Annotated in this window: 11 protein-coding genes; 5 read left to right on the top strand and 6 right to left on the bottom strand. The window is 46.3% G+C overall.

The window, feature by feature from the left end:
- Together J7529_RS10635 and J7529_RS10630 are read right to left on the bottom strand one after the other, a co-directional pair.
- Positions 1-5,895, bottom strand: a 5,895-nt coding sequence (locus J7529_RS10635; RefSeq protein WP_318728937.1) for a non-ribosomal peptide synthetase, incomplete at its 3' end; no start/stop codon positions are given.
- A 405-nt stretch (positions 5,896-6,300) separates the two neighbouring features.
- Positions 6,301-6,687, bottom strand: coding sequence for a hypothetical protein (locus tag J7529_RS10630; protein WP_318728936.1), 387 nt, complete (start codon positions 6,685-6,687; stop codon positions 6,301-6,303).
- A gap of 98 nt (positions 6,688-6,785) precedes the next feature.
- Between J7529_RS10630 and J7529_RS10625 the strand changes: the two genes are divergently transcribed.
- The 3 genes from J7529_RS10625 (at position 6,786) to J7529_RS10615 (ending at position 10,221) form a co-directional block, all read left to right on the top strand.
- Positions 6,786-7,076 (top strand): element excision factor XisI family protein, encoded by a 291-nt coding sequence (locus tag J7529_RS10625; protein ID WP_318728938.1) that lies wholly within the window; start codon positions 6,786-6,788, stop codon positions 7,074-7,076.
- A 35-nt stretch (positions 7,077-7,111) separates the two neighbouring features.
- Positions 7,112-9,424: a heavy metal translocating P-type ATPase gene (locus J7529_RS10620; RefSeq protein WP_318728935.1), complete on the top strand. Its 2,313-nt coding sequence runs from the start codon at positions 7,112-7,114 to the stop codon at positions 9,422-9,424.
- 362 nt (positions 9,425-9,786) lie between these two features.
- Positions 9,787-10,221 carry an FHA domain-containing protein gene (locus J7529_RS10615; RefSeq protein WP_271941564.1) on the top strand — a complete coding sequence of 145 codons (435 nt, stop codon included), beginning with the start codon at positions 9,787-9,789 and terminating at the stop codon, positions 10,219-10,221.
- A gap of 109 nt (positions 10,222-10,330) precedes the next feature.
- On the opposite strand, the gene J7529_RS10610 is transcribed toward J7529_RS10615, so the two are convergent.
- On the bottom strand, positions 10,331-10,744 hold the full coding sequence (locus J7529_RS10610; protein ID WP_313898632.1) for a hypothetical protein: 414 nt from the start codon (positions 10,742-10,744) through the stop codon (positions 10,331-10,333).
- 56 nt (positions 10,745-10,800) lie between these two features.
- On the opposite strand from J7529_RS10610, the gene tmk reads away from it, so the two are divergent.
- Both tmk and J7529_RS10600 read left to right on the top strand, forming a co-directional pair.
- Positions 10,801-11,454 carry a dTMP kinase gene (gene tmk, locus J7529_RS10605; protein WP_318728934.1) on the top strand — a complete coding sequence of 218 codons (654 nt, stop codon included), beginning with the start codon at positions 10,801-10,803 and terminating at the stop codon, positions 11,452-11,454.
- 132 nt (positions 11,455-11,586) lie between these two features.
- Entirely contained in the window at positions 11,587-12,003 is a 417-nt protein-coding gene (locus J7529_RS10600) for a DUF1622 domain-containing protein (RefSeq protein WP_318728933.1), read from the top strand.
- A gap of 33 nt (positions 12,004-12,036) precedes the next feature.
- On the opposite strand, the gene J7529_RS10595 is transcribed toward J7529_RS10600, so the two are convergent.
- From J7529_RS10595 to J7529_RS10585, 3 genes are read right to left on the bottom strand one after another with little or no spacing between them, the layout of a single operon-like run.
- The gene (locus tag J7529_RS10595; protein WP_271941555.1) at positions 12,037-12,426 is read right to left on the bottom strand and encodes a hypothetical protein; all 390 of its coding nucleotides are present in this window, start codon (positions 12,424-12,426) and stop codon (positions 12,037-12,039) included.
- Between the two features lie 56 nt (positions 12,427-12,482).
- The gene (locus J7529_RS10590) at positions 12,483-13,598 is read right to left on the bottom strand and encodes a glycosyltransferase (RefSeq protein ID WP_318728932.1); all 1,116 of its coding nucleotides are present in this window, start codon (positions 13,596-13,598) and stop codon (positions 12,483-12,485) included.
- 53 nt (positions 13,599-13,651) lie between these two features.
- The gene (locus J7529_RS10585; protein ID WP_318728931.1) at positions 13,652-14,629 is read right to left on the bottom strand and encodes a GDP-mannose 4,6-dehydratase; all 978 of its coding nucleotides are present in this window, start codon (positions 14,627-14,629) and stop codon (positions 13,652-13,654) included.
- Positions 14,630-14,734: the final 105 nt, after the last annotated feature.

The following is a 14,734-nucleotide window of genomic DNA, read 5'->3' as shown; positions in this document are numbered from 1 at the left end:
TTTAGTGACCATGTAGGCGACCAGTTGTTTATCTGCTGGAGTATCTTCGCGAACAATAACCACGGCTTCACCCACATTGGGATGTTGGGCTAAAGTTGCTTCAATCTCTCCGAGTTCGATGCGGAAACCTCTGATTTTCACTTGGTTGTCGATGCGTCCGATAAATTCAATCTTGCCATCCGGGAGATAGCGCGCTTTATCGCCGGTTTTGTAGAGGCGCGAACCCGGTTCGTCACTAAAGGGATTGGGGATAAACTTTTGCTCGGTTAATTCGGGGCGGTTGAGATAGCCTCGCGCTAACCCTGCACCGCCGATATGGAGTTCGCCCGGTACGCCTATGGGGACAGGCTGGAGATGCTGGTCGAGAATATAGATTTGGGTATTGGGAAGAGGACACCCCAGAGGAAGCGTTGAACTATTTTCTATTGATAACTCTGGCTCCAATCGATAAGTTAATACGCCAACGGTCGCTTCAGTCGGTCCGTAATGATTGAAGATCGTACATTGGGGAGCTTGAGATTGAAGGTAACCCACCCAATCGGAACGAGAAGCTTCACCGCCTAAGATTAGAACTTGACGGGGTAACAATTGCTCCGAACGAGACGAGCTTTGCAAAGCCATAAGATGGGAGGGCACAATTTTGAGGCAATCAATGTTTTGGTGCTGTATATAATCTCCTAAAGCATCGGGTTGAGAAGATGTTTCTTGGGAGATGATATGAAGACATCTTCCTGTGCATAAAGCTGGAAAAATGATCGTGTTCCCTAAATCAGTAGTAATACTAGAGACCAAAGCAAAGTGTTCACAAGAGTTGAGATTAAATTGCCGAACAATCCCATGAAGGTAGTTGATCATCGATTTATGTGCGATCGCGACTCCTTTGGGTTGACCCGTAGTTCCTGATGTGTAAATAACGTAGAGCAAGTTGTCTGGCTTGGCTTGAGTCACTAAGTTGCTATTTGCTTCTTGTGCGATTACCCTCCAATCTACATCTAACAAAACCTGACGTACTCGCTCTTGTAGGTGTAGATGCCCCAACTTTTTCTCAGTCAGCAACACTGATACTTGGGCATCTAAGATTTGATAAGCTAATCTATCTGGAGGAGAATTGGGGTCTAAAGGCAGATACGCCCCACCTGCTTTAAGAATTCCCAACAGTCCTACTATCATTTCCACAGAGCGCTCTACACAAATCCCCACCAGCACATCCTGCCCGACTCCCAAGTTTTGCAAATAATGCGCCAATTGATTTGCTTTCCCGTTGAGTTCCCGATAGGTTAGCTGTTTGTCCTCAAAAACCACTGCTACAGAATCGGGAGTGCGTTTTACTTGCTCCTCAAATAATTGATGGATGCACTTTTCCTGGGGAGATTCGGCAAAAGTATCGTTCCACTCTACTAATAATTGATGGCGTTCCGCTTCTATCAGTAACGGTAGTTCGCTAACTTGCGCTTTGGGATTAGCTAGAATTCCTTCTAGCAACGTCTTGAAATGCCCCATCATGCGACGAATTGTTGTGGATTCAAACAAATCGCGATTGTATTCCCAATAGCCAATTAATCCCGCTGCTGTCTCCTCCATGGACAATGTTAAATCGAACTTGGCTTTGGCACTTTCCATCTGTAACCAATTAAAACTCAGCTCTGGCAACTCTAAAGGTTTCATCGGTGCATTTTGCAGAGCAAACATCACCTGAAAAATCGGCGAGTGGCTGAGGCTGCGTTCTGGTTGCAATGCCTCCACCAATTGCTCAAAGGGGACATCTTGATGGGCGTAGGCATCCAAGAAGGTTTGCCGCACTTGTTGCAAAAGTTGGGAGAAACTGGGATTGTCTTCAAATTGACTTCGCAACACCAAAGTATTGACAAAAAAGCCAATTAGTCCTTCTATTTCGCTGCGGTTGCGGTTAGCAATCGGCGTACCGACAACAATATCTTCTTGAGAGCTATAGCGATAAAGTAAGGTGCTAAATGTGGCAAATAGGGTCATAAATAGAGTCACGCCCAACTCCTGACTCAGACGCTTTAGCCGTTGGGTAAATTCGATTCCCAGTTCAAAAAACTCTTTCCCTCCGTTAGCCGTCTGCACGGTTTTCCGGGGATAATCCGTGGGCAATTCTAATAAAGGAGGTGTTCCGGCTAACTGTTGTTTCCAGTAAGCCAGTTGGGGCGCGAGCATTTCCGCAGTCGTCGGTTGCCGCTGCCAGCAAGCAAAATCAGCATATTGGATGGGCAGTGCGGGTAATGGTGACGGTTTCCCTTGCACATAAACCCCGTAGAGAACTTCTAACTCGTGGCTCAATACTCCTGTTGACCAGCCATCAGTAATAATATGGTGCATGGTGAGCAACAGTACATAATCATCGGGGGCTAACTGGAATAGGGTTACTCGTAGTAAAGGATCGTTTGCTAGGTCAAAGGGTTGCTGAATTTCTTCTGCGGCTAAACGCTGCAACTCAAGAAACCGGGTTTCTGTGTCAGTATTGGCTGTAGAAGCGAGTTGACTAAAGAAACCGGGTTTCTGAATCTCGTGAATCACCCGGACTGGAGAACCTTCTACGGCTTGATAATTAGTCCGCAAGCTCTCGTGACGGCGAACAATTTCTTGCAGTGCCATCTCTAGGGCTTCTATCGAGAGCGAACCCGTCAAACGCAAGGCTTCTTGTTCGTTATAGGCGATACTTTTTTCCTGCAATTGATCGAGAAACCATAAGCGTTGTTCGGCAAACGATAGGGGAAGTTCTGCCTCTCGCGGTATGGGTTGGAGGGTTGCTTGTTGTTGGCTGGAAGTGCCGAGTAGAGTTTCTGCCAATTCTGCCACAGTTGGCGATTCAAATAACCGATGCAAGGATAGTTCAACCCCAAAAGTATCCCGGACTCGCGAAATCAGTTGAGTGGCTTGGATGGAATCTCCTCCCAACATAAAGAAGTTGTCTAGGACTCCAATTTCATTGAGCGTTAACAATTCTGCCCAAAGCCCGGCGAGAATTTCTTCGGTGGGAGTTCGCGGTGGAACTAATTCTACATCGAGAACTGGGCGAGATTTATCCGGGGCAGGGAGGGCGCGGCGATCGACTTTACCGCTGGGACTTAGGGGCAGTTCGTCCAGAAGCACAAATGCTGATGGCACCATATAATCGGGCAGTTTTTCTTGCAGGAACTCGCGCAACTGAGGAATTAATTGATGGTGTTGCTTGCCGGTGTAGGGCTGATTGGCATAAGCACTCCAAGGTTTGAGTTGGTTTTCTTGAGGTGTAATAATTGTGTTATCTGGAATGATGTTGCTGTCGGAGCGAATAAATAGGACATCATAGTAAGCTTCACTACTATTGCCTGAGCAAGTAATGTTAATCCGATAATCGACTTCGGATTCCAATTGCCACCAATCTTCGGGTTCAATGCCTTCTGGGGTAATCTGTTGTCGTAGTTCTCCGACAGTTTCGGGACATTCAGGACTGGCTAACCTGTCTATCGCTTGCAAGTCTGCCCAAATTCTAGCGTTAGGAACGCGGGTGAGAACGAGGATTTCTGGCGCAGTTTCTTCCAGTTGTTGGCGAACTGCCGCCACAGTTAAATTATCGGGTTGCCAGTTTAGATAAATGGGGGATTTTGTGGCATTTTGGGATTTTTTGCCGATATGAAGAACCACATCGTAGCGGAAACGAGTGAGTTCGTTTTGGTAATGCCCGCGCTTGAGTTGAATTTCTACATGGCTAATTTGGGGTAAGTGTTGTTTGAGAGCAATGAAGAAATCAGGGTCAATAATGAGTCGTTGCTCTCGCGAAAGGCGATCGCCGATCCTTTGCCTTAATTCTACTACAGACAGTTCAGCGGATGCTTGATATAACTGCACTGAGGTATGAAAGGCTTCCAACAAGGGTAAACTGAGGATGTCCCCTAGGAAAATTTGCCCTCCGGGTTCGAGTAACGATACCGCCGTTTCGATAACTTCCACCAAATAATCGATACTGGGGAAAAACTGAATTACTGAGTTGGAGATAGCGGTGTCAAAAGTTTCTTGGACTATTTCACTTAATCCATCTGCTGGAGTCTGTCGCAGGGTGACTGACTGGGCTAACTCGTTATTACCCATTTGTCGTTCTAGGTAACGAATGGCTTCCCCTGAAAGATCCGTGGCGTAGTAATGCTGGCATTGGGGAGCCATCCGAAACAGAAGCAACCCCGTGCCGCAGCCAATTTCTAATAATCGATCGGGCTGCAAGGATAGAATCCGCTCTACGGTATAGTCAACCCATTCTCGCACTTGTTCGGGGTCGAGGTCTTTGCCGGTATAAGAGTCGTTCCAGCCGCCAATATGAAAGCTGCCATCTTGGGCTTCGTCGGGTTGGATATAAGCTTCATCCCATATTTTCTGCCATTTTTGGGTTTGTTCGCTGGTATCTTCTGGGTCTTGCTCGTCAGTGGCAGAACCGGGAACGATGTATGCGACTAAGCGTTTCTGGTTGGGGACATCTTCCCTTGCTTCAACGATCGCTTGTTTGACTTCTGGATTTTGGCTGAGAGTGGCTTCGATTTCCCCGAGTTCGATACGATAACCTCGTACTTTTACTTGGTGATCGATGCGTCCGAGATATTCAATATTTCCATCCGGTAAGTAGCGAGCTAAATCTCCAGTTTTGTAGAGACGGGAGTTAGGATCTTGACTAAAGGGATTAGGAATAAATTTTTCTGTGGTGAGTTCTAGTCTGTTTAAATATCCCCGCGCTAAACCCGAACCCCCGATATGCAGTTCTCCGGATTCGCCAATGGGAACGGGTTCTCGATCTGAATCGAGAATATAAGTTTTTGTGTTAGCAATGGGTCGTCCGATCGCTATTTTCCCTTCACCAGGTTTGACTCGGTACAGGGTTGCCCAAACGGTAATTTCTGTCGGCCCGTACAAGTTCCAAAGAGAGGCACATTTTTCTAATAATGGGTTAGCTAATGTCCTGGATAAGCGCTCTCCGGTAGAAATAATTTTCAGGTGTTGGCTCCCTTGCCAACCGGCATCTAACAGCATTCGCCAAGTGGCTGGAGTGGCTGACATGATTGTGGCACTGTGTTTGTGAATTAATGCCATTAACTGTGCGGGGTCTTTGGCCATTTCGCGACTGGCAATAACAACTTTTCCGCCGACGTTTAAAGGGCCATAGATTTCTGGGACTGAAACATCAAAAGAAATGGTGGTCACAGCAATCAGGGTGTCTTGAATGCTCAATCCCGGAGAAGTAGCGATCGAATGTAACAAATTCGCGACTGAACGGTGGGTAATTTGCACGCCTTTGGGTTTGCCTGTGGAGCCGGAAGTGTAGATAATATAGGCTAAGTTTTCAGCATTAATATTACTTTCTAGGTTTTCTGGACTCTGTTGCGATATCTTGTCCCAATCCTTGTCTAAGTTAACCCATTTTAAAGCAGGCGATCCCGATGGAGAAACTGGTTTTCTATGTAGGATTTGGTGGGGAGACAGAGATTTCTCGTAGAAACCCGGTTTCTTGGCATTTTGCTCTTGGGTGACGACAATTGACAAAGCGGCATCTTCAACCATCAAGGCAATTCGCTCTTGGGGATAAGCGGGGTCTAAGGGTACATAAGCGCCACCGGCTTTGAGGATTCCCAACATAGCCACTACCATGTCCAAGGAGCGATCGACCCACAGACCCACCAATACCTCTGGGCCGACTCCCAACCTTTGCAAGTAGCGAGCCAGTTGATTGGCTTTGGCGTTTAATTCCCTATAGGTTAGTTGTTTGGACTCGAATACAACAGCCACCGAGTCAGGGGTTCGCTCGGCTTGGGCTTCAAATAACTGATGGATGCACTTATCTTGGGGATAGTCGGCTTGAGTATTGTTCCAGGAGGGTAATGGGCGATCGCCTGCTGATGTTGTGGCCATAGACTGATTTTCCGGTTTAACTTGGGAACCAGAGTAAGTTCCTAGTTTAGTTTACAGGGCGATCGCTCCTACTCGTAGAATCTTCTGTAAATAACACTTTATGATTGGCACTCCTCAATTTAAAGGTCGGTTAGAGTTTAAGGTTATTTTTATTCCATCATTGGAATCTCTACATGTTTTTACTCGATCTACAAAAATATGCTATGATAAATCACTCATGTCTAGTCAATAAAGTTGAAAAGTTATTAGAACATTCTCAATGGTCAAGAAAAGAAGAGTTCGATAGAGTCAAATATGCTGGGGCAATTAGATTGGGGAAATATCCTTTAGAGTATCAGCAAGAAATAAGAGGTGAATGGTAGTGACGGTAGAACTTTGACTATAGTTAGTTTTACCATCATTACTCTAGCCTAAACCCCCAAACAACCCTAAAACCACACCCAAGACTAAGACCAAAATGAGAGCGACTAATGTAACGATCAAAACCCAATATTGTAAGGTGTAAAGTTTTCGCAACTCTCCTAATGCACCCATTAAGTGTTCTATATCCTGACCTTCAGTATCGACAATTCGCTTAAAGGCAGTAGAGGCTTGATAGGTCCAAATGCCGATTAAAAAATCAGCTACTCCCGAAATCATCGCTCCGATTCCTTCTTGCGATCCGCGCAGCCCAAAGATGACTGTCAGAACTCCACCAATCATTAAAAAGATACTAACAAATTTCATGCGACTGGCTAATTGCCCAATCAGCACATTCTGGGAACCATCAAATTCATAATTATTAGATTGCATAGTTAAAGCCTGTTTATAAATACGGTGTGATATTATATCAAATTATCGGCTAGAGATCAATGAAAATCACCAGCCTATAATCGCTCAACTACAAAACGATCGAGACTCGAATTCAACCAATTTTAACTGAAGATCATGAATGGATCTCTGGTTCATCGAACCTTGCTCGAGAAAGGTGTTTGGTATTTGATGAAACTCACGATCAATATCTTTGGATGTTTCTGGGGTGGGAAGGGAAGAAGAAAATCAGAAATATTCATGTTCATATTCCGATTAAAAATGAGAAAATTGATATTGAAAAAGATTGGAAGGAAGAAGGAATTGTTAATGAGCTATTGCTTAGAAGGAATTTTTTAATTTTCTTGTTCCATAAGCTTGCTCTAAACTAGACCAGAGATCGTAGTGGAGAGTTCTAGAGCAACCTATGCAAGTCGTTCCCCAAACACCAGTCCCCCAAGACTCGATGCCCCTCGAAACCCTAACCTTAGATGTGACGGGAATGAAATGTGCTGGATGCGTCCAAGCTGTAGAACGGCAACTGATTCAACAGCCAGGAGTCCGGTCTGCTTGTGTTAATTTAGTGACGGCTGTAGCGGCAGTAGAATATGAGAGTGGCGCGGTCAATGGGACTCAATTGGCTGAAAAGCTAACAGAATCAGGATTTCCCAGCCAACTGCGATCGCCGGAAAACCTTGGAAATTCCTCCCTTTCTCCCCAACAGCGGTATCAACAGGAACTTAAAGCACATCAAAAAGAATTGGCGATCGCCGCCTCTTTATTGCTGTTATCCTTTACCGGCCATGGATTTCACGATTTACCCCTTCTGAGTTCCATGGCGTTTCACTGGGGTTTAGCCACCCTTGCTCTCCTCTTTCCCGGACGAAACATCATTATCGAAGGGGCGCGGGGATTATGGAACAATAGCCCCAATATGAATAGTTTAGTCGGCTTAGGGGCGATCGCTGCCTACACCACTAGCACCATTGCCCTGCTCGTTCCCCAAACCGGATGGGAATGCTTCTTTGACGAACCAGTGATGCTCCTAGGCTTTATTCTCCTCGGTCGTACCCTAGAAGCCAGAGCCAGAAGCCAAGCTGCCGCCGATCTCAGTGCCCTCTTAGCCCTACAGCCCAAACGAGCGCACCTGATTCCCGTCGGTTCAACGCCGGATGAAACCCCCGTTGATATTGCGGCTGAAACCGTGAAAGTAGGGGAATGGTTGCGAGTATTACCCGGAGAACGCTTTCCCGTGGATGGGCGCGTCGTCGGTGGAGAAACCACGGTCAACGAAAGTATGATTACCGGGGAAGCGATCCCCGTACCCAAGCAGGCGGGAGATTTGGTTAGTGCGGGAACGGTGAATGAGTCCGGACTTATCACTCTGGAAACAACCCGCATTGGCTCAGATACAACCTTAGGTCAAATTATCCAATGGGTGGAAAATGCCCAAACCCGTAAAGCGCCCATTCAACAACTGGCCGATACGGTAGCCGGTTATTTTGTTTACGGCATTATGACGATCGCCACGTTAACCTTTCTCTTCTGGGAACTGTTGGGCGTGCAACTGTGGCCCCATGTACTAGCAACTGGGGAAACCCCCTATTCTCCCGTCCTACTGAGCTTAAAATTGGCGATCGCCGTTTTAGTCATCGCTTGTCCCTGCGCCCTAGGGTTAGCCACTCCCACCGCCATCTTAGTCGGTACAGGAATTGGCGCAAAACAAGGCATTCTGATCAAAGGTGGACAAGCTCTACAACAACTGAACGCCATCGACGTAATCAGTTTTGACAAAACCGGAACTCTCACCCAAGGCACTCCCGTAGTCACCGATTGTATCCCCAATCCGGCCCTAGGTTGGAGTAGCGATCGCCTCCTGGGAACTGCGGCAGCCGTCGAACAAGGCACAAACCATCCCCTCGCCCGTGCTATTTTAGATGCAGCCCAAAAGCAGGAACTCACCTTACCCTCAGCGGAAAGCTTCCAAACCTTTCCAGGTTACGGCGTTCAAGCCTGGGTAGAGCAACAACGGGTACGGTTAGGAACCCCCGAATGGCTAGCGCAACAAGATATTATTTTACCCGCGAATACTGAAGAAATTGACCAACTTGCCCAAGAGGGTAAAACCGTCGTAGCGATCGCCCTTAATGGCCAATGGGCTGGATGGTTAGGGATTATCGATCCCCTGCGTCCCCAAGCACGGGAAACCCTGGAAACTCTGCGGCAGATGGGCTTAAGCGTGATGATGCTAACCGGCGATCGCCAAGCAACTGCCCACGCTGTGGGTGAAAAACTGGGACTGAGTCAGGACGAAATTCAGGCAGAAGTGAAACCCGAAGCCAAAGCTGAGGCGATCGCTAGGTTACAAAAATCCGCCCGTGTTGCCATGGTGGGAGATGGCATCAACGATGGGCCTGCCTTAGCTCAAGCCGATGTGGGAATTGCTCTACAGAGTGCTACTGAAGTAGCTATGGATACAGCACAACTGGTGTTGATCGGCGATCGGCTCGCCGACATTCCCCACGCGATCGCCCTCGGTCGAGATACCTTTAGCAAAATTCGCCAAAATCTCTTTTGGGCCTTTGCCTACAATATCCTTGCCATCCCCCTAGCTGCGGGGTTGTTTCTGCCGCAATTCGGTATTCTCCTCTCTCCAGCCACTGCGGGTGCATTCATGGCCTTTAGCTCCGTCAGTGTCGTCACCAACTCTCTGCTGTTGCGCCGACGTTACCCAACTTGACAGCCTAACCTTCGCGCCAGGGAATAGGGAATGGGCAATAGGCAAGAGGCAATACACAATAGCTTGTCTTACTACTGTTGGCAGATCCGCTCTCCTACTTCACAATATGGCTAGAATCGATTAAAATTGTCACTTTGTTGTACTCATCTGGGGGCTTCCATTCTCCAGTGATTGTACTCATGGTTTCTCTAAAAATACTCCCAATTAGAGTAACTATCTCCATCAAGAGCGTTTAAACTAGAAAAGGAATCCCAAAATCTACGGTTAACAAGGCTTCGTGTCCTTTGCCCCTTCCCTAAAACCTCTTAAATGAGGACTAAACCCTAAGTTATTGATGTTATTGAATAGGTGTAATCTAAATAATGACCGAAACTTCTGCCCAATCTAACCAAAATCATCTCCTCATTATTGAAGACGATAAGGGACGGCGAGAATTTACACTCGAAGCCCCGGTTTACTCCATCGGTCGCCATGAACAGAGCGATATTCGCCTATATTCCCAGTTCGTCTCTCGTCGCCATGCGACCCTAGTCCGGTTACCCAAGGAAGACGGAAATTACTATTACCGCATCGTTGACGGTAATCTTAAAGGCAAAGGAAGCGCTAACGGGATTATGGTCAATGGTAAAAAAGTCCCCACCCATGACCTCAAGAATGAAGATGAAATTGTCTTCGGCCCCCAAGTAAGAGCTAGTTATTATCTATTAGTCCGGGAAAGTGTGGTCACAACTCCCGCATCAGATGAATTCGATATTACCTTAATTAGCCCCGGTATGATGGGCGAAGAAGATATGTAGCCCTACGTACCGGTAATGGGTAATAGGTCATGGGTAATCGGTAACAGGTCATTGGGGATCGTCCCCTACGCCCTACGCCCCACTCCCTACTCCACTACTCGCCATCGGGTTATCCAGGAACTGTATCAATCAACTTCAATTGACTGCTGTCTTGAATTTGCTTGCTAACCTGTTGAAACAGTTGATGACAGTGATTGTCCAGTTGTAAAGGTAGCTCTTCGTTTTTGGCCACTAAGGTCATTTTAATTTCCGTTTCAGTAGCGGTTGTGTTATCAATCAACACTTCCACGGTAACTAATTTGCCAAAAGGGACTTTGCCAGGCTTTTCGCGTCCCATGAGGTACTCGGCTCTATCGTATTGAACCTCAATATTCAAGGATTTGAGAATCTCAATCAACGACTGCCGGAGATTGTTATTGGGAAGCGCTACTGTAAATAAACAAGTGTACCGAGCCATAAAACACTCCGGACGTAAAACACGGATAATTTTAACTATATTATCGAAACTCATCTTACCAGTCATTCCCTCTCTTGTTGACACGAGAGAATGAGTGAGGTGGGTACGATCGCCAAAAAACTATGATTGTAGAACCATTAGAGCGTTTTTCCCCTGGGTTAGGCAAGTTAATTGTATTTGAAGGAATTGAGGGTGCAGGAAAAACGACCCAAATCCAGCAAACCTCAGATTGGCTGAGATCTTGGCTCTCTCAAGAAGTCCTGATCACCAGGGAACCCGGAGGTACACCTTTGGGTGAACGGTTACGAGAGGTGTTATTGGGGGATAGTTGGATTTATGATACTCCAGAGTTGTTACTCTATGCAGCCGATCGCGCCCAACATATCCAAGCGTTCATCCAACCGGCACTGAAGGCAGGCAAAATTATTTTATGCGATCGCTTCACCGATTCGACCCTTGCTTATCAGGGCTACGGTCGTGGTTTAAGTTTAGACTTAATCCATCAACTCAATCAAATTGCTACACAAGGTATCCAAAGCCATGTCACCTTATGGTTGGATGTCGATGTGGAAACCGGACTTAAACGAATGCGCCAAAGGGCATCAGCCGATCGCATGGAACAAGAAGATCTGGCCTTTCATCATCGCGTCCAACAGGGCTTTGAGAGTCTGTCCCACACCTATCCAGAGCGCATGATTCGTATTGATGCCAATTTGCCCGAAGATCAGGTACAAGCTCAGATTCGGACTGCCCTTAAAATCAGGATGAACGGTTAATATAGCGCTGTGGGCTAGGGAATAGGGAATAGGGAATAGGGAATAGGTTATGGTAGCTAGGTTTCAGTATTGAGCCGGAGTCCTAACTGACTCTTTCTCTGCTATAGGAGAAAACGACACCAACCTGAAACTATGAAATGGATACATCATGTTGAAGAAGCCTTTAGTGGCTTCATTGGAATCATTCAACTAGCTTTTGAGATGATCGCTGTATTTTGCATTCTCCTTGGTTTGGTGCAAACTCTGCGATTAGCGATCCAGCTACTGCCTCAAATGAAGCTAATGCCACAAGGGAATTCGGATACTCCTTTTGTACTGCTGCGAATTAAATTGGGGTCTTGGTTGGCGTTGGCGCTGGAGTTTCAGCTAGGGGCGGATATTTTAGCGACAACGGTTGCGCCGAGTTGGGAAAGTTTGGGAAAATTGGGAGCGATCGCTATTATCCGAACATTCCTCAATTATTTCTTGAATCAGGAATTAGTGGAACAAGTGGAATTACGAGAGAAACTCAATGAGCAAAGCCAGTTAAAATCTGGAGAACAGCGATGAATTTCAGATTTACCGCCTCAAGCCGTCTCATTCCTAACTTCCTCGGTCATCGATTTGTTGTACAGACACATCGATCGCCTCAACATCAATTGTGCCATCGGGAGTTAAACGCGTAAACTTGCCAGAGGCGACTTTCAGGGGTTCCCCACAACCGGGACAGCGCACTTGAGTGTTATTTAACGCCGGAAATGAGGTTTGGCACACGGGACAAGAGGACTCAATCAGATTTCGTTGCAACCACCAGCGCAGAGCAATAAGAAAAATAACAGGGGCGATCGCCAATAGGACAATCAGAATCAGAATTGAATGGACAATCCAGCCCAAACCCACCGATCCTAAGAGCCAAATTCCCCCAAAAAGGGCTAACCAAAAGCCAATACCGGATAGATTAATCTGAAGTTTTTTCCAATCGTTTAAGTTCAAGATCGCCTCCTTATGGAATTTTCTCTTCCTAGGATAATGGCTCAGTTACCCAATTGTCAGTTATGGAGAAGTTGAGCTAACCGTTGGGTAAAGGCCGGTTTTCCAAACCCAGAGAGAGCTTGCTCCCGTAACCAGGAACCGTCACAGCGGCGATCGCCCCCTTGTAGAATTTCGATACACGCGGTTGCCACTGCTTCCGGGTCTCGGTAGGGGACTTGCCATCCCAAACGCCCATCTTCCAGGGGATCGGCGGAACCATCATTATCCCCTGATAATACGGGTACACCGCAAGCCATCGCTTCAAGATATACAATACCAAAGCCTTCTTGGGATGGCATAATATAGGCATCGGCAAGACGATAGTGATCGACAAGGGCCTCATCAGGCACAAAACCAGCGAAGACGATGCGATCGCTCACCCCCAGATCCTCAGCTAATTTCTCTAACCGGGGGCGATCGTCTCCCCGTCCAATCACCAAATACTTCACATCTGGGATAGCGTGGGCAATTTTAGGCAACGCTCGGATAGTCACATCAACCCCTTTATAAATATCTCCACTCCACAACCGAGCAACAGTCATCAACACTCTGGCATTCTCTAGCTGGTAAGTTTGCACTAACTCCAGATTTTTAGGCCCTGGGGTAAACACATCCCCATCGATCGCACAGGGAAGCAGCTCAAATTTCTGGCGATCGACTTGATTATTGATACTCGTCTGATCTCGACTATAACGGCTAATCGTCCAAACCCATTCCGCTTTTTGGAGGGCATTGTAATATTTCGGCGCTAAAGGTTCCCACACTTCTTTACCATAGGTTAATACCGTATAAGGAATGCCCAGAGGTTTGCATAACAGTTGTATTAAGTGCGCTAAATACACATGGCCACAAAACACGCGACGGGGCCGTTTTTGGAGTAAATGAAGAAAGAGCGTACTGGCTAAATGAATTCGACCTAACCAAGCTTGTTCTTTTTTGAAGTAATAAAACTTCAGACCCGGTTCACCCTCAAAAGGATTATCACATCCCGCTTTATCTCGCAACAGGTAAACTTCAGCCCTTTGATCGGGGTCTTGAGCGCACAGTTGTGTATAACTGCTGAGAATATCTTTAACATAGGATTGGATACCTCCTTCCAGGCTAAAGATTTCTAAAAAAACAAATATATCCATAGGAATAGGGAATAGGGAATAAGATATAGGGAATAGGAGATCTCCGTGTCCCCCTATCTCCCTATCTCTCCCTGTTTTAATAACTCCAAATCCTGTTTTACCATTTTCTCAATCAATTGTTCAAAACTCACCTGCGGATGCCATCCTAATTTCGTCTTTGCCTTGGTAGGATTCGCGACCAATTGAAAATGTTCATCTTTTCGTAAAAACTTGGGATTAATCGTGACATGGTCTTCCCAATTTAAATCGACACAAGCAAACGCCGTAGCAACCAAATCCTGAACGCTATGTAGTTTTCCTGTCCCAATTACATATTCTTCTGGTTCATCTGCTTGCAGCATTCGCCACATGGCTTCCACGTGATCGCCAGCATAGCCCCAATCCCGTTTAGCTTCCAAACTTCCCATCTCTAAATTTTCTCTCAAACCCAACTTAATTGAAGCGGCTGCTAAAGACACTTTTCGGGTAACAAAATTTTGGGGTCGGCGAGGAGATTCATGATTATATAAAATTCCGCTACAGGCAAATAAACCGTATCGTTGCCGATGATGTACCATAGTCCAATGGGCATGAAGTTTAGCGGCAGCATAGGGATTTTTGGGTCGAAAGGCGGTTTCTTCATCCTGGGGAGAACACTGCACATCGCCAAACATTTCCGAACTACTGGCTTGATAAAATCGAGTGTCTAAATCTCCTTTGCGAACAGCATCGAGTAAGCGAGTTGCAGTTCCAGTTACTAAGTCTAAAGTGCCTAACGGATCGTTCCAAGAATCCGGAACAAAACTAGGGGCAGCTAGATTATAAATTTCATCAGGATGCTTGGCTTCAACCATTTCAATCAGAGCCTCGCTATCCGTTAATTCTACAGGATAAATCTCGATCTGTTCTGCTAACTCTCCTAGTTTAGAAACATTTTTTTTGCGTTGAGGAGAGACTAACCCGACTACATGATATCCTTTTCCTAAGAGTAGCTGACTCAAGTAATAACCGTCTTGACCTGTCACTCCTGTAATGATTGCTGTTTTGGTCATGGGATAGTTTGTAAATTGTGTTTCTATTTTTATGTTAAGTCATCTCTAGGGGATTGAACGAGGATAGGGATTTGCGAAGGGCGCAAAGCCCAATGAAGGGATCGC

The organism is Roseofilum sp. Guam (assembly GCF_017746735.1).
In the GTDB taxonomy this organism is placed as follows: Bacteria; Cyanobacteriota; Cyanobacteriia; order Cyanobacteriales; family Desertifilaceae; genus Roseofilum; species Roseofilum reptotaenium.
This window is presented reverse-complemented; position numbering and strand designations above follow the sequence as displayed.

Bases quoted from the DNA above. Each gene is read 5' to 3' on its own strand.
- J7529_RS10630 (WP_318728936.1), bottom strand. From the start codon at position 6,687: ATGCAATCTAATAATTATGAATTTGATGGTTCCCAGAATGTGCTGATT.
- J7529_RS10615 (WP_271941564.1), top strand. From the start codon at position 9,787: ATGACCGAAACTTCTGCCCAATCTAACCAAAATCATCTCCTCATTATT.
- tmk (WP_318728934.1), top strand. From the start codon at position 10,801: ATGATTGTAGAACCATTAGAGCGTTTTTCCCCTGGGTTAGGCAAGTTA.
- J7529_RS10585 (WP_318728931.1), bottom strand. From the start codon at position 14,629: ATGACCAAAACAGCAATCATTACAGGAGTGACAGGTCAAGACGGTTAT.
- J7529_RS10620 (WP_318728935.1), top strand. From the start codon at position 7,112: ATGCAAGTCGTTCCCCAAACACCAGTCCCCCAAGACTCGATGCCCCTC.
- J7529_RS10600 (WP_318728933.1), top strand. From the start codon at position 11,587: ATGAAATGGATACATCATGTTGAAGAAGCCTTTAGTGGCTTCATTGGA.
- J7529_RS10610 (WP_313898632.1), bottom strand. From the start codon at position 10,744: ATGACTGGTAAGATGAGTTTCGATAATATAGTTAAAATTATCCGTGTT.
- J7529_RS10590 (WP_318728932.1), bottom strand. From the start codon at position 13,598: ATGGATATATTTGTTTTTTTAGAAATCTTTAGCCTGGAAGGAGGTATC.